Source organism: Chryseobacterium sp. MFBS3-17 (genome assembly GCF_020687745.1).
Classification (GTDB): Bacteria; Bacteroidota; Bacteroidia; order Flavobacteriales; family Weeksellaceae; genus Marnyiella.
Genome location: NZ_JAJEWK010000010.1, coordinates 179,423 through 199,371, shown reverse-complemented (window position 1 = coordinate 199,371; position 19,949 = coordinate 179,423). Strand labels below are relative to the sequence as shown.

Below are 19,949 nucleotides of genomic sequence, written 5' to 3'. Positions count from 1 at the left end.
TGGCTTTGACTTCCGTATATATTTCACTAAATTTGTTCCCCCAAAACAAGCAATGAAATGGATTATCTGAAAGGACTCAATGAAGCGCAATACGAAGCCGTAACCACTCTGGAAGGCCCTCTTATGGTACTTGCAGGAGCAGGTTCCGGCAAGACGCGTGTACTTACCATGCGTATAGCGCACCTCATTAATAATCTGGTAGATCCTTTTAATATCCTCGCGCTTACCTTTACCAACAAAGCGGCAAAGGAAATGAAAGAGCGTATTGCCAAAGTGGTGGGCGACAGTGAAGCGCGCGCCTTGTGGATGGGAACTTTCCACTCCGTATTTGCCAGAATCCTGCGAAGTGAAGCCGGACATCTGGGGTATCCCTCCAATTTTACCATTTATGATGCTCAGGATTCCCTGAATGTGCTCCGGAAGGTGCTGAAAGAACTGAATATTGATGCAGATCTTTACAAACCGAAAAAAGTGCAGGCCAGAATTTCATCTTATAAGAACAACCTGATTACGGTAAAGGCTTATTATAATAATCCCGAACTCATGGAGGCAGATGAACGTGCCAATATGAAGCATATGGGCATGATTTATCAGAAATACGTAGAAGTGTGTTTCCGGAATGGCGCAATGGATTTTGATGATTTATTGTTGAAGACCAATGAATTACTGACACGGTTTCCGGAAGTATTGGCCAAATATCAGGACCGGTTCCGGTATATTCTGGTAGATGAGTATCAGGATACCAATCATTCGCAGTACCTTATCGTAAAAGCACTGGCTTCCAAGTTTGAAAATATTTGTGTGGTGGGAGATGATGCACAATCCATCTATTCCTTCCGCGGAGCCAACATCTATAATATTCTCAACTTTAAAAAGGATTATCCGGATGCCAAAACGGTTTCCCTGGAACAGAATTACCGCTCTACCCAGAATATTGTGAATGCGGCTAATGTTGTAATTTCTAAAAACGTACAGCAGTTTAAGAAAAATGTGTTCAGCGATAATGAGGAAGGCGAAAAAATTAAAGTGTACCGCGCCCTTTCGGATGCAGATGAAGCGAGTTTTGTAGCAGGCAATATCTGGGAACTGCACAACTCCGAACAGCGCAGGTTTACCGATTTTGCTATTTTGTACCGTACCAATTCGCAGACCCGAGCTTTTGAAGATGCGCTGCGCAAGAAAAATATTCCCTATCGGGTGTATGGCGGACTCAGCTTTTACCAGAGAAAAGAAGTAAAAGATCTGCTGGCCTATTTGCGCTTGCTGATCAATGAAAATGACGGTGAGGCTTTGACCCGCATCATCAATTACCCGGCACGGGGTATTGGCGAAACCACCCAGAATAAACTGATTGTTTTTGCCGATAAAAAAAATATATCCGTAGCAGAGGTCCTCAGTAATCTGGGACATTTTGCACCGGAGCTGGGTCTGAATAACGGAATTCTGACCAAACTGGCCGATTTCTGGTCGATGATTAAGGCATTCCAGGTCATGCTGAAAACCGAAAATGTGTACAATGTATCCATGGAAGTGGCCAAGCGCAGCGGATTGATTAAATTTCTGAAAGACGATCAGACCCCCGAAGGTATTTCGCGTGTAGAAAACGTGCAGGAACTCATGAATTCCATGCAGGGATTCATAGAAGAGCAGCAGCAGTTGGAAGAGGGAGATCCTTCACTGGCAAACTTTCTGGAAAATATTGCCCTGTCCGCAGATACCCAGACCAAAGATGATGACGATACCGATAAAGTGTCCCTCATGACCATTCACCTTTCCAAAGGTCTGGAGTTCCCGGTGGTCCATCTGGTGGGATTGGAAGAGAATCTCTTTCCGAGTTTCATGAGCTCTTCCACCCGGGAGGAGCTGGAAGAAGAACGAAGATTGTTCTATGTAGCACTGACGAGGGCTGAGAAACAAGCTGTTTTTTCGTATGCCGTTTCGCGTTTTCAGTGGGGCAAAATTACCGATGCCGAGCCTTCCCGTTTTTTAAGTGAGGTAGATGCTGAGTTTCTGGAATTTGTAAACCCGGCAGTGGAGCGCCGTTTTGTGAATCATTCCGGACTGAAGTCCAGTATTTTTGATGACGAACCTTCGGAATCCAGAAGTTTCCGGAAGAAAGAAGACAAGAAAACCTTGCAACGAAGTGAACCTCTTGCGCCTGTATCCAGGAATCTGAAGCCGGTGGCTACGGCCCGCATCATTAATCCCAGTGGAAATTCATCACAGGATATAGAAGTGGGAGATCAGGTTCGGCATGACCGCTTCGGCATTGGCGAAGTGCTTTTTCTGGATGGTACCGACCCGCAAAATATTAAAGCCAAAGTGAAATTTCAGCACGAAGGCGAAAAAAATCTGATTCTGAAATTTGCCAAACTCACGAAGATTTGAGACAGGAGACGTGAGATGTGAGACATGAGACGTGAGATTTGAGACAGGGTTGGTTATCGTGTGACCTCTGGTTTCACACATTAGGTTTCAGCCACTCTGAATTCACCCGCCCATTACTTCACCAGTTCCTCAAAAAGTCTGTTAAAAGTGGCATTCAGATCTTTGGTTTTTCCCGGATGCGGTCTGGAGGTCTGAATCACCGAGCTGCGTACTGCCGTGAGCCACCGGAATCGTTCCGGAATATCGTATTGTGCTATTTCACCGCCTTCTTTGTGGCCGTGTGCTACATGGCTGAAGTTTTCCAGATTTTTTTGCACTTCATCGTAGTCAAGTTTAGAATGCATCAGCTCAAATTTGTCCGGGCACAGATGAAATTCTACCCGGATGAATTTTTCTTTTTTTGAAAACATCACCAGACCAATATTGAAGAACTCCTCGCGCTCCACTTTCGGTACCAGACGGATGACGGCGTATTCGTAAATTTTATCCTCTTGCATTTTTGGCTTCGTTTAAAAAGATTTCAGAATGGGCTAATCTGGTGTTCAGAAAATTAAAGTAAATCTGGCGGATTTCATCCGGAGTTTCCTCGGTATCGCGCCACTGCAGCCATTCATCCGGAATCATATTCACAATATCACGGAAGAAGTCCTCGTTCAGGATGGTTTTCGCAAAAGCATCGGCTTTATCCAGTTCAGAGGCCTGGGCCAGGAGTACATGATCTTTAATATATTTAAAAGGCGTCTTCGCTGCCGTATCAAAATTTTGCCAGGAATGATGAAAGTAAAAAGAAGCCCCGTTGTCTATGACCCACAATTCCTTGTGCCACCAGAGCAGATTGGTATTTTTAAAGGTGCGGTCTATATTGGTAATGAATGCATCCAGCCATACAATTTTTGAAGCCAGCAGCGGGTCTGTTTTGATGCTGGAATCATAGGCGATGGCTCCGGAAAGGAAATGCAGGCCCAGATTCAGACCTTCAGAAAATTTCAGCAGATCCTGAATTTCTTCATCGGCTTCCGTGCGGCCAAAATCCACATCCAGTTGTGCAAAAACCAGTTCCGGAATCTGCAGTCCAAGTTTTTCAGCAATCTTACCGCCCAGCAGTTCAGAAATCAGCATTTTGACACCATGGCCGGCACCTCTGAATTTCAGGACATATTTAAAATCATCATCAGCTTCTGCCAGGGCGGGCAAACTGCCTCCTTCCCGAAGCGGCAGAATGTAGCGCATCACCGTTACCGTGCGCGGAATCGTGGTACTCATATCCGGCAAAATTAGGTATTTTTTATTTTGATTCAGTACTTTCACTGAGTTCATGCTACATTGAGTATTTTGAAAAGTACCGCCAGATAAATATTGTAAACTCACTGAGAAACAAAAATGAGAAGGTTACCCACCTGAAAAATTTACAGGTAAAAAAACTATCTTTGTGGCTATGTCACAAAACAACGATAAAAGACTTTTCCTCATCGATGCCTATGCGATGATTTTCCGGGGCTACTATGCGCTGATCCGCAGTCCGCGACGTACTTCCACCGGGCTGGATACTTCTGCAATTTTTGGATTTACCAACTCGCTTATAGAACTCATCCGACGGGAAAAACCAAGCCACCTGGCAGTGGTTTTTGATGTGGGGAAGGAAAATGTGCGTACGGCAGATTTTTCTGATTATAAAGCCAACCGAAGTGAAACACCGGAAGCCATCACCAATGCAATTCCCTACCTGCACCGTATTCTGAATGCCATGCATATTCCCATTCTGGGGGTGGAAGGCTATGAAGCAGATGACGTCATCGGAACGATTGCCTGCAAAGCAGAAAAAGCCGGGTATCTCACCTATATGGTGACACCCGATAAAGATTTTGCACAGTTGGTGACAGAAAATATCAAAATCTACAAACCAGGACTGAAGGGCGCCGAGTTTGAAATCATTGGCGTGGAAGAAGTGAAAGCCAAATATGAAATTGAAGACCCCAAACAGGTCATCGATTTTTTGGCGATGATGGGCGATGCGGTGGATAATATTCCCGGACTGGAAGGCGTGGGAATGAAAACGGCCATGAAATTTCTGAAGGAATACGGAAGTATTGAGAATCTGCTGGCCAATACCGGCGATCTGAAAGGTAAACTGAAGGAAAAAGTGGAAGCAAGTGCCGAACGGGGGATTTTATCTAAAAAACTGGCCACCATTATCTGTGATGCACCGGTGGAGTTTCATGAAGAACAATACAATCTGGAAACCCCGGATTTTGAAAAAGTTAAGGAAATCTTTGATGAAATCGAGTTTCGCCGCCTTTATGAAAATTTATACCGGGCCTTTGCTCCGGAACAAACTTCGAACGGCACAGGTGCGATGACAAGTGCAAATCCTGCCAGTGGACCGATGCAACTGGATTTATTTGCCAGTTTCGAAGAGTTGGAGCAGGCCACCACTACCAAAGCTACCTTTGCAGAAAATGATCAGCTGTACCAGTTTGTGGACACCCCGAAAGGGCAGCGGATTCTGGTTGAAAATTTGCTGAAGCAGCGTGCCGTGAGTTTCGATACGGAAACCACGTCCCTCAATGAGATGGAGGCTGAACTGGTGGGGATGAGTTTTTCCTACAGAAGCGGACTGGCTTACTATATTCCGCTGTCTGAAGACCGCACGGCGGCTCTGGCGACATTAGAAATTTTCCGGCCGTTTTTTGAGAGAGAAGATATACTGAAAATCGCGCACAATCTGAAATTTGACTACAAAATTCTGACCCGGTACGGTATCTCTGTTCAGGGGAATATGTTTGATACCATGATTGCGCATTATCTGCTGAATCCTGATGGCAGACACGGCATGGATTATCTGGCTGAAATGTATCTGCAGTATAAACCGGTAGCAATAGAGACCATTATTGGCAAAAAGGGCAAAAAGCAGGGCAGTTTCAGAGATGCAGACTTGCTCACCCAGACCAATTATGCTGCCGAAGATGCAGATGTGACCTTCCGTCTGTATGAAATTTTTGCGCCTCAGCTCATTAAGGAAAACCTGGAAGACTTGTTTTACAAGGTTGAAATGCCTCTGGTTCAGGTTCTGGCAAATATGGAACTCGCCGGCGTTTCGCTGGATGAAAACTGGCTGAAGCAGGAGAGTATGGATCTGGAAAATGACCTGAGAGGTCTGGAAACCAGAATATTTGAACTGGCAGATGCAGAATTTAATATGAACTCACCGCGGCAACTGGGCGAAATTTTATTTGAGAAACTTCAGTTGGATCCCAAGGCCAAAAAGACCAAAACCGGCCAGTACGCTACCTCAGAAGATGTCCTGCAGAAACTCGCTTCCAAACACGAAATTATTCCGCTTATTCTGGACTACCGCACGCTGCAGAAACTGAAATCCACCTATGTGGATGCGCTTCCGTCTCAGATTGATCCTGCGGATAACCGGGTGCACACCACATTCTCGCAGACCACGGCAGCCACCGGAAGATTGGCATCTGTGAATCCCAATCTGCAGAATATTCCCATCCGTACCGAGCGCGGGCAGCAGATCCGTGGGGCTTTTGTGGCGGCTGAAGGTTACAAAATCATCTCTGCGGATTACTCCCAGATTGAACTCAGACTGATTGCCGATATTGCGGGTGAGGATCATATGATTGAGGCATTCCTCAATGGTGAAGATATCCATGCATCCACGGCGTCGAAATTATTTAAGGTGCCGCTGGAAGAGGTGTCCAAAACCCAGCGTTCTCAGGCAAAAACCGTGAATTTCGGGATTATCTATGGCCAGGGAGCGTTCGGGTTGGCAGAGCAGACAGGGCTCTCCAGAACGGAAGCAAAGCAGATGATAGACGAATATTATAAAACCTATCCGAAGCTGAAGGAATGGATGGCTGCTCAGGTGCAGAAAGCCCGGGATCTGGGTTATGTGGAAACGATTCTGAAACGTAAACGGCATTTAAAGGATATCAATTCTGCTAATTTTGTAGTGAAGGCTCATGCCGAAAGAAATGCGGTGAATGCTCCCATTCAGGGTTCAGCAGCAGACATCATCAAAATAGCCATGATCAATATTGACCGTAAGCTCAAAGATCAGGCATTCAGCACCAAAATGCTGCTGCAGGTGCATGATGAATTGCTTTTTGAAGCACCCGACGAAGAAGTGGAAGCCGCAACACAGCTCATCCGCACCGAAATGGAATCTGCTCTGGAAACCAGAGTTCCGCTGCTGGTGGAAGCGGGTGCCGGACAGAACTGGCTGGAAGCACATTAATATGAACCGACAAAAAAATAGCGTATGAAAGCAGTCGTTTTTTATGAAAATAATCCAGGCATCGGCATGGAAGAAATAATGCTGGTGTTTCCAAAGCATGAAGAAGTGGAACGAACTTTTGTAGCCGCAGGCAGGGTCATCGGTATTGGTCCGTTTGCCATTCCCGGCGAAGGGGCTATGGGTATTTTTAAAGACCGGGAAAGTGCAGAGCAATTCGTTCAGCAGGATCCGTTTGTGCTGGAAGGGTTGGTTCGGTACACCATCAAAGACTGGCATGACGATATGGAAAACCATGAGATATAACCAATGATTTTATTGCAGTGCCCGGATGATTTTCCGGGTATTTTTTTGGTTTGATTTTGTCAATGAAAGTAATCGGTTTTATGGTGTTCCTTTATGCGGATTTGGCGTTATTTTTTCTTATTTTTACTGCTTTGTTTTCAACGGTGAAGCATGCTGATTTTAGCTGAAATGGAAGAGGAGAGGTTTTAAAATGGTAGGCCAATTGGGAACCCTATTAACGATAATTGTTAAGGGTTGAAAAATTAAACAAGTCGGTTTTCCTATTGCTCTGAAATAAGGACTATATAAATGTAGGGTTGATGAAAAGAAGCATTTTGAATTGCAAAATAAGAAAGTAGCGCATGAAAATGCCCAAAACCTTATTTTGAATGAGTTCAATTTAAATTTAAATAATAATTATATTCCATTAAAAATCAAATGTTAAAGACGGGTTCATTTAAACCAATGCTTTAATTACTTGTTTTTTGTTTAGATTTTCACAACAGTGATCGTATTTTTACTGCCCATTGAAGAACTTCACTGAAGAAATAAGATGAAGATGATAAAAAAAAATTAAACAGATGTTAAAAACAGATATAAAATACCATACAGAAAATCTTACAGATCAAAATGGATTTCGTTATGATGAAGTTGTCGGAGATGAAAACGGGGTGCGGATATACACCCTGAAAAACGGCCTCAAAGTGTACCTTGCGCAGAACTTTGATGCCCCCAGAATTCAGACCTATATACCCGTGCGTACCGGGAGTAATAATGACCCGGAAGACAACACCGGTCTTGCCCATTATCTGGAGCATATGATGTTCAAGGGAACCTCAAAAATCGGAACTGCAGACTGGGAAAAAGAGTCGCAACTTTTAGATCGGATATCGCAACTTTTTGAACAGCATAAGGCAGAAAATGATCCGCAAAAAAAGAAAGAAATCTACAAAGAAATAGACCGTGTTTCTCAGGAAGCAAGTCAGTTTGCTATTGCCAATGAATATGACAAATGTATTTCTTCTTTAGGCGCCACTGGTACCAATGCGCACACCTGGCTGGATGAAACCGTGTACAAAAATAATATTCCGGCACACGAACTGGAGAAGTGGCTCAAGATCGAAAAAGAACGCTTCTCTGAACTGGCGCTTCGGTTATTCCACACTGAACTGGAGTCGGTGTACGAAGAGTTCAACCGGGCGCAGGACAACGATGGGCGCCTGGTCAATAACACGCTTATGGAACTGCTGTTTCCCACCCACCAGAATGGCCAGCAAACCACCCTGGGAAAAGCTGAGCATCTGAAAAATCCGTCTATGGTGGCAATTCATCAGTATTTTGATGAGTTTTATGTGCCAAATAATTACGCAATGGTTCTTGTAGGTGATTTGCAGTTTGATGAAACCATTGAACTGGTTAACCGCTATTTTGGTTCTTTTGCCTATCGGGAGCTTCCGCTCAAAACCCAAAGAGAGGAACAGCCATTGAGCACCATTCAGGTCAGAACGGTGAAAAGTCCTTCTATTCCCAGACTTCATATGGCCTGGCGCACGGACAGTTACGGTACTGATGAATCGCTGCTGGCGGATCTCACTGCCAATCTTCTGAGCAACCGCGGCGAATGCGGATTGCTGGATCTGAATATTAACAATGCTCAGAAAGCCCTTTATTCGTCCGCTTTCTCCATGGGATTTAACCATTATGGCTATTGCTCTGCCGTGATTGTGCCCAAAGAAGATCAGACGCTGGATGAAGCACGGGATCTGATTCTGACTGAAATAGAAAAAATAAAAGAAGGTGACTTCCCGGACTGGATGCTTACCGCAGTTGTGAATGATTTCGAAGTGCAGCGGCTGCGCGGACTGGAAACCGCAGACGGTCTGGCAACCAATCTATATCAGACCTACATCCGCAAGCAAACCTGGCAGGATGAACTGGAGGAAATGGACCGGTACCGTCAGTTTACGAAAGAAGATGTGGTTCGTTTTGCCCGGAACTTTTTTAAAGATAATTACGTGGCGGTGTACAAGGAACAGGGCGAAAATGAAAATCTGATCCGCGTAGAAAACCCCGGAATAACACCTGTAAAGCTGAACCGCGATGCACAGTCGGAATTTTTAACCGCCTTATTGGCTGAAAAATCAGAGCCGGCAGCACCACATTTCATTGACTATAAAAAAGAAATTCACGCGGAGAATATTAATGGGAAAATGGTGAGCTTTGTTAAAAATAAGCATAACAGGCTGGCGCAGATTCACTATATTTTCCCGTTTGGCAGTGACCACGATAAGGAGCTTTCACTGGCCGGACAGGTTTTACAGTATCTGGGAACCGACCGGTTTTCTGCAGACGACCTGAAAAAGGAATTTTATAAACTCGGCATTACCCATGATTTCAAAAGCACTCCGGATCAGTATATGATTTCTCTTACCGGGCTGAAGGAAATGCTGCCGGAGGGCATAGCGCTGCTGCAGCACTGGCTGCAGCAGGTGGTGCCGGATCAGCAGGTGTATGATGAGTATGTGAAAACAATTCTGGAAAGCCGTAATGCTGCCAAAAAGGACAAACAAAGAATCATGCAGGCATTACAGAGTTATGCGAAATTTGGGCGCGACAGCAAGCACCGGGATGTGATTTCTGCAGCGCGACTGGCTGAAATTTCCTGTGGTGAACTTACCGATAAACTTAAAACTTTATTTGATTTTCCGTATCAGGTGTTTATTTATGCCGAAGAACGTGTGGCTCTTACCGCTGCGGTAAGCCAATATTTCAGAGCGGAAACAGGAGTTGTTCCTCCCCGCAAAATATATCCAGAGCCGGCTACAGATGGCATGGTGTACTTTGTGAATTACGATATGGTACAGATGGAAATGAGCAAAATAGGGAAGGGTAAACTGGTAGATACGGAGATTTTCGGAAGGGTTAATGTCTTTAATGAATACTTTGGCAGTGGCCTCTCATCAATCGTTTTCCAGGAACTTCGGGAGTCGAAGAGTCTTGCCTATTCTGCTTATGTGGCCTATCAGGCCAATAATGAGCTGAGCCGGCACGATTATGTGGTAACCTATATCGGAACCCAGCCCGACAAGCTGGATGTGGCCATCGCGTCAATGAACGAACTGATGACCGATTTGCCGGAATATCAGGCTCAGTTTGAAAATGCCCGGAATAATACTCTGAAACAGCTGGCATCGGGCAGGATTACCCGCACGAATATTTTCTTCAACCATTTACGGCTTAAAAAACTTGGGGTTCACCACGATTTGCGTAAGGATTTGTACCAGGAAGTTTCAGAACTGACCTTTGCAGATTTGGCAGCATTTTACAACCAACGCATCCGGGACGTACAGTTTAATGTGGCGCTGTTGGGTAAGCGGGAAAATGTGGATCAGGAGGCTGTAGCGAAAATGGGAACCTTCACTGAACTTTCTCTGGAGGAGGTTTTTGGGTATTGATGGCATAAACCATGAAAATTGAGCGGGAAGTTTTACCCCCGCTCTATTTTATTTTTACCCAAGCGTTCCTTGAACTGGTAATAGGCAATTTCTCCTTTGATGATGGATGCGGCATCTGTTCTTTCCATGGGAATCCGCTGAAGATTGCGCGGGAAACTGTCGGTCTTGATGCCTGCCGTTCCAAAGCTGATGAGCTCCGGATTACGGGAGTAGAGACGCTCAAAAAATTGCTTTTTCACGCCAAAATCCGTGAAGGGAAAAGCAAATGCTTCCTCGCCGATGTGATTTTCTTTCAGATACTGCAGGCTTTTTTCGGTCGTCTCAAATTGTTGCTCCGGACCGAGTGACGCATAATAAGGATGATCCCAACTGTGAGCGCCAATGCCAAATCCCCGGGTTTCTGCCAATTTCAGGTCGTCTAAATCCATATAGGGCCGGTGATTTCTGATGAATTCCCGAAAATCAATACCCAGTCCGGTGGCCAGCCGGTCCAGAACAGAGCGTTTGCCATAGGAGATATGGAGCAAGTATTGTTTCAGCTGCCCGGAGTTGGCAAGCCGCAATCCGGTCATTTCATTTATTTTTTTCAGACTGAATCCCTTGTTTATTACCATATCCAGAATCACGCTGGCCTTGCACCGGAACATCAGATCGGTCTGACCGGTGAAGGCGGGATTGATGAAATTGATGGCATAGATGCCTTTTCTTTCCAGAATAGGGATAATAATGTCTTTAAATTCAGAAAAACCATCATCAAAAGTAAGCAGTGCAGCCGGTTTAGCACCTTTCTTATCCTGAGACAGCCTCTCTGCAAATTCGCGGTAGGATATGAAATTAAAATGCCGCGCCATGAAATCGAGGTCTTTTTCGAACTGTTGCGTGTTGCGGTAATCGTAGAGGTGCTTCAGGTGGGGCAAATGTTCATCAGATACCGTATGATACAGCGGGATACAGTAAGGCAGGGGGAAATCTTTTACCGATCCGCCGCCCAGAATCAATGCCATATTTCGCATAATCCGTTGCCTGAAATTCATGAGTCAAAGATAGGGTTTCACCGGCGATTTCCGGACCTAAGCCGCTTAAAAATGCAAAGCAGGACGTCAGTACACTCCGCTTCAGTAAATTTTATAGTTGCCGTACATCCTTTGGTATTCCGGATTGAGGTCCAGAAAAATAAGTGAATCGCCCCGGATGATGAACCGGTAACTTCTGAAATCAGTGAAAAATGAGGTGCTTACAGCAGGCACACAATCTTTTATGGTGGTTTTCAGGGAATCCGGTGAGATGTTGTCTTTCAATGCAAAATCATCTACAATAAGGCATTCAGCCGGTCTGGTGGATGTTAAAATAAGGGTGTCATCTGTCTGCTTCCAAATTCCCCCTGAAAAACTTTCCGAGGTATGGCCGGTTTCATAATAAGTAAACCGGTAATCGGGTGAAATCGTAAGCATCGCGTTGGAATACGGATAGCGTTCCACCTTCCAGCTTCGGGTGAACACCGGTGACTCCGGCGCGGGAGAAGTTTCCTTCTGAGAGCAACCCAGCAGCAGAATAAAGACCATAATACTAAAACCTTTAGTGTTCATGGGAATCTGAATTTTCGTTTCCGTGTTCTATTCTTCCAGCAGGTGTTCTGTTCAGGTACATGGAAATAATTTCCATCAGGTTTTCGGGAGAGAACTGCAGACACCGGTGGTTGAAATCGTAATCGTGACCATTTATGCGCAGAAGTGTTTTTACGGTGACCTGTGTTCCGCGGCGGGCGGTGCGGGTCCGGATGCGCTTTTCTACCAGACGCAGTTCCTGAATTTCCTCCCAGCGGTAACGGTCTTTGGCCATAATCTGCAGGCCTTCATCATGGAGCTCCAGGATTATTTTTTTGTCATTCTGAATCAGTTCCCACAAAAAAAGTGCGGTTACCGGCAAGTAGTATAATAGTAGCAAAACGCCCATTGTCTGCCGTCCGTCCGGTAAAAATATCATCAGAAAAATCAGTGGCGAGAACAGGAGGTATGCTTTCAGATAAGTGCGTACCAGAATTTTTACAGATGGCTTTATGTAAACAGCGTCCAATTAATTTGATGCGAAATGACTGATTTTAAAAGTACGGAAATTTTTAAACATTTGAAATGTTTGCAAAAAAAATCCTGCACATTGGCAGGATTTTATATCAAGGTCGATTGCGACTACTTTACGATCTTCATTTCGTTCAGCAGCCATTTGGCATCCGCATATTTATCGATGATAAACAGAATATACTTCGTATCTACCATAATGTTCCGGCTGAAACGCGGGTCAAAGTTAATGTCACTCATGGTGCCTTCCCACTGACGGTCGAAGTTCAGACCAATCAGGTTTCCATGAGCGTCCAGCGCCGGGCTTCCGGAGTTTCCGCCTGTGGTGTGATTGGTTGCCGTGAAGTTTACAGGAACATCGCCGGTTTTGTCTTTATAAATTCCGAAATCTTTATTATTGTACAGATCAATCAGCTTTCTGGGTACATCAAATTCATAATCTCCGGGAACATATTTTTCCATAATACCCGCTACGTGCGTCTGGTAGCCATAATATACCGCATCTCTGGGGTTGGAACCTTTTACTTTACCGTAGGTCACCCGCAGGGTAGAGTTGGCATCCGGGAAGAATTTTCTGTCCTTATCGGTTTCCATTTGCTGAGCCATGTATTTTTTCTGCAGCGCATCAATCTCAGACTGCAGCGCATTCACCTTTCCGTCTGTGGTACGGATGTACGTTTCTCTCAACTCAGAAAACAGCTTCATCAGCGGATCTTTCTTCAGATTTTTAACCAGTGCATTCTGATCTTCAAAAACCTTATCAATATCACTGTACACGGTAGCGCCTTTCAGTGCTGCTCTTCCTGTAATGACTGAGTTTTTGGACATGTTTTCAATCAGTGCGATGTTTTTGGCTTCATCCTGATATTGTTCCCAGCCTTTAGGCAGAAACTGAGGAGCAGTTTTGTCTGCATACAGGGCTATCAATTGTGCCGTTACCTTTGCATCCAGCACTGCATCATAGTTCATATAGAATCCGGACAGGCGTGATTTCAGACTTTCCAGGGTTTTGGAGTCTATTTTTCCGGCTTCATAAGACTGTATGTAGTTGGTAAACAGATTTGCCAGGGTCAAAGTCTCTGCATTTCTCACAGTTTCCGTGTAGTACGCTCTGTTCAGCGCATACGGTCCTTGTTCTGTATACAGCCGGTTCAGGCCGTCGATGGTAGGTTTAATCTGGGAGTTTTTGGAAATCAGCATCTGTTCATATTGCTGCTTCTTACCCACGGCATCAGATTTTTTCAGACCTTCTACTTCTCCGATCCATTTCTTCCAGTAATTGGCTATAGAAGCGAACTTGGAAGCATATTTAATGCGGGTTTCATTATCTGCACGCATTTTTTCGTCCAAAGTTTTCAGGGCAACTTCACGTACGGAAATCATAGCGGGATCTGTTTCGTTCATGACCTTTTCCACGGCAATGGCAGGCAGGTATTCGGTTGTTCTGCCCGGGAATCCGAACACGAACGTGAAATCGTCTTCCTGCTTGTCTTTTATGGATACCGGAAGGAAATATTTTGGTTTGTAAGGAACGTTGTCTTCGGAATATTCTGCCGGTTTATTGTTTTTATCTGCATAGATTCTGAACATGGCAAAGTCGCCGGTATGTCTGGGCCAAACCCAGTTATCGGTATCCGAACCGAATTTTCCTATGGAACTTGGAGGTGCACCTACCAGACGTACATCTTTATAGGTTTCTATGACGTAGGCATAATATTTATTTCCGTAATAGGCGGGTTTGATGACCACTTTCTGCCAGGGCTCCAGTTTGAATCCCTGTTTTACGGTTTCTATATTTCTGTCGATGAGGTTTTGTGCCGCGGCATCGTCCTGGTTCTGGGTTCCGGCCAGCACGTCTTTGGTCACTTCTTTTATGTCTGCAATGAAGTCCACGGTAACGCCCGGATTCGGCAGTTCACCTTTGGTATTCTGCGCCCAGAATCCCTCGCTCAGGTAATCATTCTGCACAGAAGAGTGCTTCTGAATCTGTCCGTAGCCACAGTGGTGATTGGTAAGCAACAGTCCCTGTGGTGAGATGATTTCTGCGGTGCACCCGCCGTTAAACTGAACTACGGCATCTTTGATGCTGGGTTTGGAAGGGTCAAAAATCTGCTTTGCAGAAATTTTCATCCCCATTTCTTTCATTTCCTTTTCATTCAGCTCGGTAGGAATCCACATTCCCCCGTACTGTTGCCCGAATGCCATAGCAGCAGGAATCAAAACCGCCGCCAGCCATATTTTTCTTCTGTTAATCATAAGTTGTTATTAGACTGATTTTCAAAATCGTTGATTTTCTTAAAAATTTGCCTAAAAGTACGGATATTTCTGCAAAATACAGGTCTTATGATTTAATTTTATGGGTTTTAATATATTCTATATAGGCCATTTTCATTTCAGAAGAAATCTGGCCGGCGTCAAATTCCCTGCGAAATCTCCTGGCCAGTTGCCGGGTCTGATCCGCATATACCAGAAAACGGTCTATTTCTTCCTCGTCCCAACCCTGGCTGGTGTAAAAACTGAGGTCCATGGTAGATTTAATGCGACGGTAAAATTCCTGGGTTTCCGCATAATTGGCTGTGGTGAGTGGTTTTTTAGTTGCTTTGGCAATCAGTCCTGCAGCTGCCATTCCCAGTTTAATCACATCTACCTGTCCGGCACTGAAATCTGGGAGTGCAAAGGCGGAGGGTGTGCGCAGACTGGGTGCCATTGTGGTAGGTGAGGTCCGGGCGTATATCCGCATATCTTTGTTCAAATCTTCTGTTTTCTGCGGTTGGGCCAGTGCTTTTACATCTTTTTCCAGGATTCCTGTGGGGGTAAAAGCGATTTCCACCTCGGGAATCAGATAAGGGGTCTTGTTCATGATGATTTCAATGGATGATGCATTTGCATCAGAAACAATCACAGACTGCCGGTCATATCCCTCGCGCAGAAACCGCAGTTCGTCTGATGGGGCAGCCGGGATGCTGAAGTTTCCTGCGCTATTGGTCAGTACTTTTTCCAGGGTCTTCATGTTGATGACCATGACACCGGGCATGACATTCCCAAATTCGGAATGCACGGTACCGGAAGCGGTCTGAGCCTGACTGTACACTGTAAAAAACAGGCACAGCAAAAGGATAAATGATGTTCTCACGGATTATTTTTTGTTAAAAGTATCAAACTTTGAGATTCAGCTGCATAAGTTTAACCAAACTTAACGTGATTTAAGAATTATTGGCGGGTTCAGCCCGTTCCGCAATCCGCCATCAGCATACATTAAAAAACACCCTGAAAGTTGTCTGCCCCGCACAATTTCTTATACCGGTTCTCCAATCAAATCCAGAAACTGCTGTTCGTCCAGAATGTTTATGGTGCCTATGTCCTGTGCTTTTTTCAGTTTACTGCCCGCTTTTTCTCCCACCACCAGATAATTCAGATTTTTGGATACTGCCGAGATATTCTTGCCGCCGTGTTTTTCTACCATTTCTTCGGCGGCATCGCGGGTGAAGAGCGAAAGTTTACCGGTAAACAGGAAGGTTTTTCCCTCCAGTACTGTACTGAGCACTTCGTTGTCAGAGGCTCCTTTTTCCAACTGTACGCCATAGGATTTCAGCCGCTCCAGCATCAGTATATTTTCCGGGTTGTTGAAAAATTCTGTAATGCTTTCGGCAATTTTTTCGCCAATGTCCTCCACCTGTATCAGTTCTTCGGTTGTGGCAATTTTCAGTTCGTCAATGCTTGCAAAGTTTTTAACCAGTTTCTTTGCCACAGTTTCGCCCACATGTTTGATTCCGATCCCGAACAGCACTTTCTCAAAGGGTATTTCCTTTGATTTTTTAATGCCGTCTATAATGTTTTGGGCAGATTTTTCGGCCATCCGCTCCAGCGGAAGGAGTTGTTCTTTGGTTAATGCATAAAAATCGGCAGGATTTTCCACCAGTTTTTCCCGGTAGAGTTGCTCGATCGTTTCACTGCCCAGATTTTCAATATTCAGGGCTTTTCGGGAAACATAATGAATCATGCGTCCCACAACCTGTGGCGGACAATGAAGGTCATTCGGGCAAAAATGAATGGCTTGATCTTCTGTTTTTATCAGTTCGGTTCCGCATTCCGGGCACGTTTTGATGTATTCAATTTCGCGGCTGTCTGCAGTCCTTTTTTCTTCGTTTACCCCTACAATTTTGGGAATGATTTCACCGCCTTTCTCCACATAGACATAGTCGTTTTCGTGAAGTCCCAGTTTTTTGATGATGTCTTCATTGTGCAGACTCGCTCTTTTCACCACGGTGCCCGCCAGCAATACCGGTTGCAGATTGGCTACGGGAGTGATGGCGCCGGTGCGGCCGACCTGATAGGTGACCTTGTCCAGTCGGGTTTCTGCTTTTTCCGCTTTGAATTTATAGGCCATGGCCCAGCGCGGAGATTTGGCGGTATAGCCCAGTTGCTTTTGTTGCTGCAGATGATTGACTTTCACTACAATACCGTCTATTTCAAAAGGCAGATGATGCCGCTGGGTGTCCCAGTAATTGATGAATTCTTTTACTTCGTCTATATTTCTGCACAATGCGGCTTGATCCGAGATTTTAAAACCCCAGCCTGCTGCTTTCTGAAGCAATTCCCAGTGCGATGTGGCAGGGGTTTCTTCACCTACAAACTGATACAGCACTGCAGAGAGTCTCCTTTTGCGCACCTCGCTGCTGTCCTGCATTTTCAGGCTGCCGCTGGCGGTATTCCGCGGATTCATGAATGGATCCAGGCCTTCATCTGTTCGCGTTTTATTGATTTTGTCAAAGTTTTTCCGGGTCAGGAATATTTCACCGCGCATAAAAAAACGCTTGGGGAAATCACCGGTCAGGGTCAGCGGTACATCTGCAATGGTGCGGACATTTGCCGTGATTTCGTCACCCTGAAATCCGTCGCCACGGGTCACTGCCTGAACCAGCTTTCCGTTTTCGTAAAGCAGCGAGATGGAGGCGCCGTCATATTTCAGTTCTGCAACAAATTCTACCGGATCGCTGATGGTTTTGATGATTCGTTTTTCCCAGTCCTCCAGATCATTAAAGTCATAGGAGTTATCCAGTGAGTACATTCTGAACTGATGCGCTGTAGTGGGGAAGATTTTCGTGATTCCGCCGCCTACCCGCATGGTAGGGGAGTTGTCATCGTAATATTCCGGATACTGTGCTTCCAGATCCTGCAGCTCCTTCAGCATCATATCAAATTCCATATCAGAGATATCCGGCTGATCCAGAAGATAGTATTGATCATTGTGACGATTGATTTCCCTGCGTAAGTGCTCTATTTTTTCCTGAATATTGTGGGACATTGCGAATTATTTAGAGCAAAAATAATCATTTTGGAAAGAGGGAAGAAGGATTATGAAAATTTACGGGAACTTGGCGGTCAATCTTAATAAATGTACTTTTGCAAAAATATTTCATCATGCAAAATTATCTGGAATTTAACTTTAGCATAGAACCTCTGCAGCCGTGGAACGAAATTTTGATGGCCGAACTGATTGAGATTGGTTTTGATAGTTTTACCGAAGAACTTCACGGTATTTTAGGCTATATTCCGAAGGATGTTTTTGATGAAAATGAACTTTCATCGGTTTCAGTGCTGAATAATGATGAAGTGAAAATTTCCTATACCTTTCAGGAAATGCCCAATATCAACTGGAATGAAGAATGGGAAAAGAATTTTGACCCGATTCATGTGGCCGGTAAAGTGCTGATCCGCGCCGAGTTTCACGCTCCCAATCCGCAACTTCATGAAATTGTAATCCAGCCCAAAATGTCATTCGGGACCGGACATCATCCTACCACACATCTGATGATTCAGCAGATGCTGGAGATGGATTTTGCAGAAAAAACAGTGCTGGATATGGGCTGTGGTACCTCCGTGCTGGCTATTTTTGCCAAACAGCAAGGTGCGGGAAAAACGGTGGCTATTGACATTGATGAATGGTCGGTAGAAAACTCCATTGAAAATGCCCGCCGGAATAATGTAGAGCTGGAAATTTCACAGGGTACTGCAGAGCATCTGGGCGCAGAGAATTTTGACATTATTCTGGCGAATATCAACCGGAATATTCTCATTTCAGATATTCCGGCCTATGTTGCTGTACTGAATGAAGGAGGTCTGCTGCTGCTTTCCGGATTGTGCTTTTTTGATGAAGCCGATATTATGGAAGTCTGCACTGAGCAGGGGCTTGTCCTGCAGAACCGGCAGCAGCGCGAGGAGTGGATGTCCTTGCTGTTGCAAAAACCGGTATCGTAGCTCTGCAATACAAATACAATACAATTTTATTTTTTATTTTTTTCCTCAATCCATTTGCTGAGGTATTTGGTGCTTTGTACCGTATGATGCTGCAGGATTTGACCCAGGAAATTCCGCCGGCGGTGGTCTGTCAGTGAGTTTTGATTGTCACTTATCCGGTTTGCAAACGTTGCGGTAAACGCTTCCTTTGTAAACCTGTTTTTAATGAGGGTAATCCCGTTCTGCTGTGCGTTATTCCAGAGGGTTTCACTGGAATATAGTGCGATTGCCTTTTCAATAAAATCCTTGTCCGAATCGCATATGAAGCCGTTCCACGGGAGGTCTCCGTGCATGCCTTCTGCACCTGTGGAGGAGGTCACGCTGGGCAGGCCATGTTCCATGGCGTTGAGGAGTTTGCCCTTAATTCCTGCTCCGAAAGGAATGGGTGCCAGCAATACTCTGGCCTGTTCAAAAACAACAGGTACGCTTTCAGCACGGCCTTTCACCAGAAAGCCATCTTTTTCATGGTGCAGCTGGAATGCTTTCTGAGACGCGTAAGCACCATAAATATGTATTTCAGCTTCCGGAATATGAGATTTGATATCGGGCCATAACTTTTTGATCTTCAAAACCGTGTGCCAGTTGGGTTCGTGCAGGAAATTGCCGATGCTGATGAAGTTTTTCCTTTCACTGAATTCTGTGAACGGAAGGTTGGGTTCACTGAAAAGAGGCAGGTAGAGGAGGAGGCTTTCATCGGTCTGAAAAGTATCGGTCAAGAGTTGGTATTCATATTCAGAAATAATCAGTGATAGATCGGAGCGCAAGATGGCGGCCATTTCGCGCTTGAAAGTATCGTTGTGCAGGTCAGATTCTTCCGGTTTCCGGTTTTGTTTAAAGGCGGTTTCTCTGGCTTTTCTCAGGAAATGAAGATCTTCTGTATCCAAGATGCGCAGGGCGTTTGGGCACTGTTCTGCCACACGCCACCCGAACTGTTCTTCGGTCATGAACCGGTCAAAAAGCACCACATCCGGCTGTAATTGCGAGATATATTCATCAAAAGAACTGTGGTTCAGGATAATTTGCTGTGAGTGGACCTGCCAGTTGCTCAGATCAGCGCTGAAACCGGTTTTTTCGGCAGTAGACAGAAAGGAAATTTCATAATTTAGTAAATGAAAGAGGCCAATGAGCTGCAGCATGCGGCTTCCTGCAGCGGTAGAGTTTGGTTCCGGAAATACCGTTCCTATGATGGCTAATTTTTTCATG

At 45.0% G+C, this 19,949-nt stretch carries 14 protein-coding genes; 5 read left to right on the top strand and 9 right to left on the bottom strand.

The genetic code is table 11. The features are described from left to right. Positions 1-57: 57 nt before the first annotated feature. Positions 58-2,388 carry an ATP-dependent helicase gene (locus LKO26_RS08655; RefSeq protein ID WP_227587458.1) on the top strand — a complete coding sequence of 777 codons (2,331 nt, stop codon included), beginning with the start codon at positions 58-60 and terminating at the stop codon, positions 2,386-2,388. Positions 2,389-2,501: 113 nt separating this feature from the next. Here the strand turns inward: LKO26_RS08655 and LKO26_RS08650 are convergent, their stop codons facing one another. Both LKO26_RS08650 and LKO26_RS08645 read right to left on the bottom strand, forming a co-directional pair. Next, positions 2,502-2,885, bottom strand: a complete 384-nt coding sequence (locus LKO26_RS08650) for a DUF3037 domain-containing protein (RefSeq protein WP_227587457.1) — start codon at positions 2,883-2,885, stop codon at positions 2,502-2,504. Next, the gene (locus LKO26_RS08645; RefSeq protein WP_227587456.1) at positions 2,872-3,651 is read right to left on the bottom strand and encodes a HipA family kinase; all 780 of its coding nucleotides are present in this window, start codon (positions 3,649-3,651) and stop codon (positions 2,872-2,874) included. Before LKO26_RS08645 ends, LKO26_RS08650 begins: the two co-directional genes overlap by 14 nt. A gap of 172 nt (positions 3,652-3,823) precedes the next feature. Between LKO26_RS08645 and polA the strand changes: the two genes are divergently transcribed. From polA to LKO26_RS08630, 3 genes are all read left to right on the top strand, one after another. After that, positions 3,824-6,637 carry a DNA polymerase I gene (polA, locus tag LKO26_RS08640; RefSeq protein ID WP_227587455.1) on the top strand — a complete coding sequence of 938 codons (2,814 nt, stop codon included), beginning with the start codon at positions 3,824-3,826 and terminating at the stop codon, positions 6,635-6,637. Between the two features lie 24 nt (positions 6,638-6,661). Further along, positions 6,662-6,940, top strand: coding sequence for a YciI family protein (locus LKO26_RS08635; RefSeq protein ID WP_227587454.1), 279 nt, complete (start codon positions 6,662-6,664; stop codon positions 6,938-6,940). Positions 6,941-7,500: 560 nt separating this feature from the next. Then, complete coding sequence (locus tag LKO26_RS08630; protein WP_227587453.1) at positions 7,501-10,374, top strand: M16 family metallopeptidase; 2,874 nt, start codon at positions 7,501-7,503, stop codon at positions 10,372-10,374. Between the two features lie 32 nt (positions 10,375-10,406). Here the strand turns inward: LKO26_RS08630 and LKO26_RS08625 are convergent, their stop codons facing one another. The 6 genes from LKO26_RS08625 to ligA all read right to left on the bottom strand — a co-directional run bounded on the left by LKO26_RS08625 (position 10,407) and on the right by ligA (position 17,754). Beyond that, entirely contained in the window at positions 10,407-11,408 is a 1,002-nt protein-coding gene (locus LKO26_RS08625) for a polysaccharide deacetylase family protein (protein WP_227587452.1), read from the bottom strand. A gap of 81 nt (positions 11,409-11,489) precedes the next feature. Continuing rightward, on the bottom strand, positions 11,490-11,960 hold the full coding sequence (locus LKO26_RS08620; protein WP_227587451.1) for a hypothetical protein: 471 nt from the start codon (positions 11,958-11,960) through the stop codon (positions 11,490-11,492). Next, positions 11,950-12,447 (bottom strand): hypothetical protein, encoded by a 498-nt coding sequence (locus LKO26_RS08615; RefSeq protein ID WP_227587450.1) that lies wholly within the window; start codon positions 12,445-12,447, stop codon positions 11,950-11,952. Before LKO26_RS08615 ends, LKO26_RS08620 begins: the two co-directional genes overlap by 11 nt. Positions 12,448-12,560: 113 nt before the next feature. Then, complete coding sequence (locus LKO26_RS08610; protein WP_227587449.1) at positions 12,561-14,705, bottom strand: S46 family peptidase; 2,145 nt, start codon at positions 14,703-14,705, stop codon at positions 12,561-12,563. Positions 14,706-14,790: 85 nt separating this feature from the next. Next, entirely contained in the window at positions 14,791-15,582 is a 792-nt protein-coding gene (locus LKO26_RS08605; protein ID WP_227587448.1) for a carboxypeptidase-like regulatory domain-containing protein, read from the bottom strand. A 162-nt stretch (positions 15,583-15,744) separates the two neighbouring features. Then, a complete protein-coding gene (ligA, locus tag LKO26_RS08600; protein ID WP_227587447.1) occupies positions 15,745-17,754 on the bottom strand; it encodes an NAD-dependent DNA ligase LigA in 2,010 nt (669 codons plus the stop codon). 116 nt (positions 17,755-17,870) lie between these two features. Between ligA and prmA the strand changes: the two genes are divergently transcribed. Further along, positions 17,871-18,707, top strand: coding sequence for a 50S ribosomal protein L11 methyltransferase (gene prmA / locus LKO26_RS08595; RefSeq protein WP_227587446.1), 837 nt, complete (start codon positions 17,871-17,873; stop codon positions 18,705-18,707). Between the two features lie 26 nt (positions 18,708-18,733). On the opposite strand, the gene LKO26_RS08590 is transcribed toward prmA, so the two are convergent. Further along, on the bottom strand, positions 18,734-19,948 hold the full coding sequence (locus LKO26_RS08590) for a glycosyltransferase (RefSeq protein ID WP_227587445.1): 1,215 nt from the start codon (positions 19,946-19,948) through the stop codon (positions 18,734-18,736). Position 19,949 lies beyond the last annotated feature (1 nt).

Bases quoted from the DNA above. Each gene is read 5' to 3' on its own strand.
- LKO26_RS08635 (WP_227587454.1), top strand. From the start codon at position 6,662: ATGAAAGCAGTCGTTTTTTATGAAAATAATCCAGGCATCGGCATGGAA.
- LKO26_RS08610 (WP_227587449.1), bottom strand. From the start codon at position 14,705: ATGATTAACAGAAGAAAAATATGGCTGGCGGCGGTTTTGATTCCTGCT.
- LKO26_RS08650 (WP_227587457.1), bottom strand. From the start codon at position 2,885: ATGCAAGAGGATAAAATTTACGAATACGCCGTCATCCGTCTGGTACCG.
- LKO26_RS08620 (WP_227587451.1), bottom strand. From the start codon at position 11,960: ATGAACACTAAAGGTTTTAGTATTATGGTCTTTATTCTGCTGCTGGGT.
- LKO26_RS08645 (WP_227587456.1), bottom strand. From the start codon at position 3,651: ATGAGTACCACGATTCCGCGCACGGTAACGGTGATGCGCTACATTCTG.
- LKO26_RS08630 (WP_227587453.1), top strand. From the start codon at position 7,501: ATGTTAAAAACAGATATAAAATACCATACAGAAAATCTTACAGATCAA.
- LKO26_RS08655 (WP_227587458.1), top strand. From the start codon at position 58: ATGGATTATCTGAAAGGACTCAATGAAGCGCAATACGAAGCCGTAACC.
- polA (WP_227587455.1), top strand. From the start codon at position 3,824: ATGTCACAAAACAACGATAAAAGACTTTTCCTCATCGATGCCTATGCG.
- ligA (WP_227587447.1), bottom strand. From the start codon at position 17,754: ATGTCCCACAATATTCAGGAAAAAATAGAGCACTTACGCAGGGAAATC.
- prmA (WP_227587446.1), top strand. From the start codon at position 17,871: ATGCAAAATTATCTGGAATTTAACTTTAGCATAGAACCTCTGCAGCCG.
- LKO26_RS08590 (WP_227587445.1), bottom strand. From the start codon at position 19,948: ATGAAAAAATTAGCCATCATAGGAACGGTATTTCCGGAACCAAACTCT.
- LKO26_RS08625 (WP_227587452.1), bottom strand. From the start codon at position 11,408: ATGAATTTCAGGCAACGGATTATGCGAAATATGGCATTGATTCTGGGC.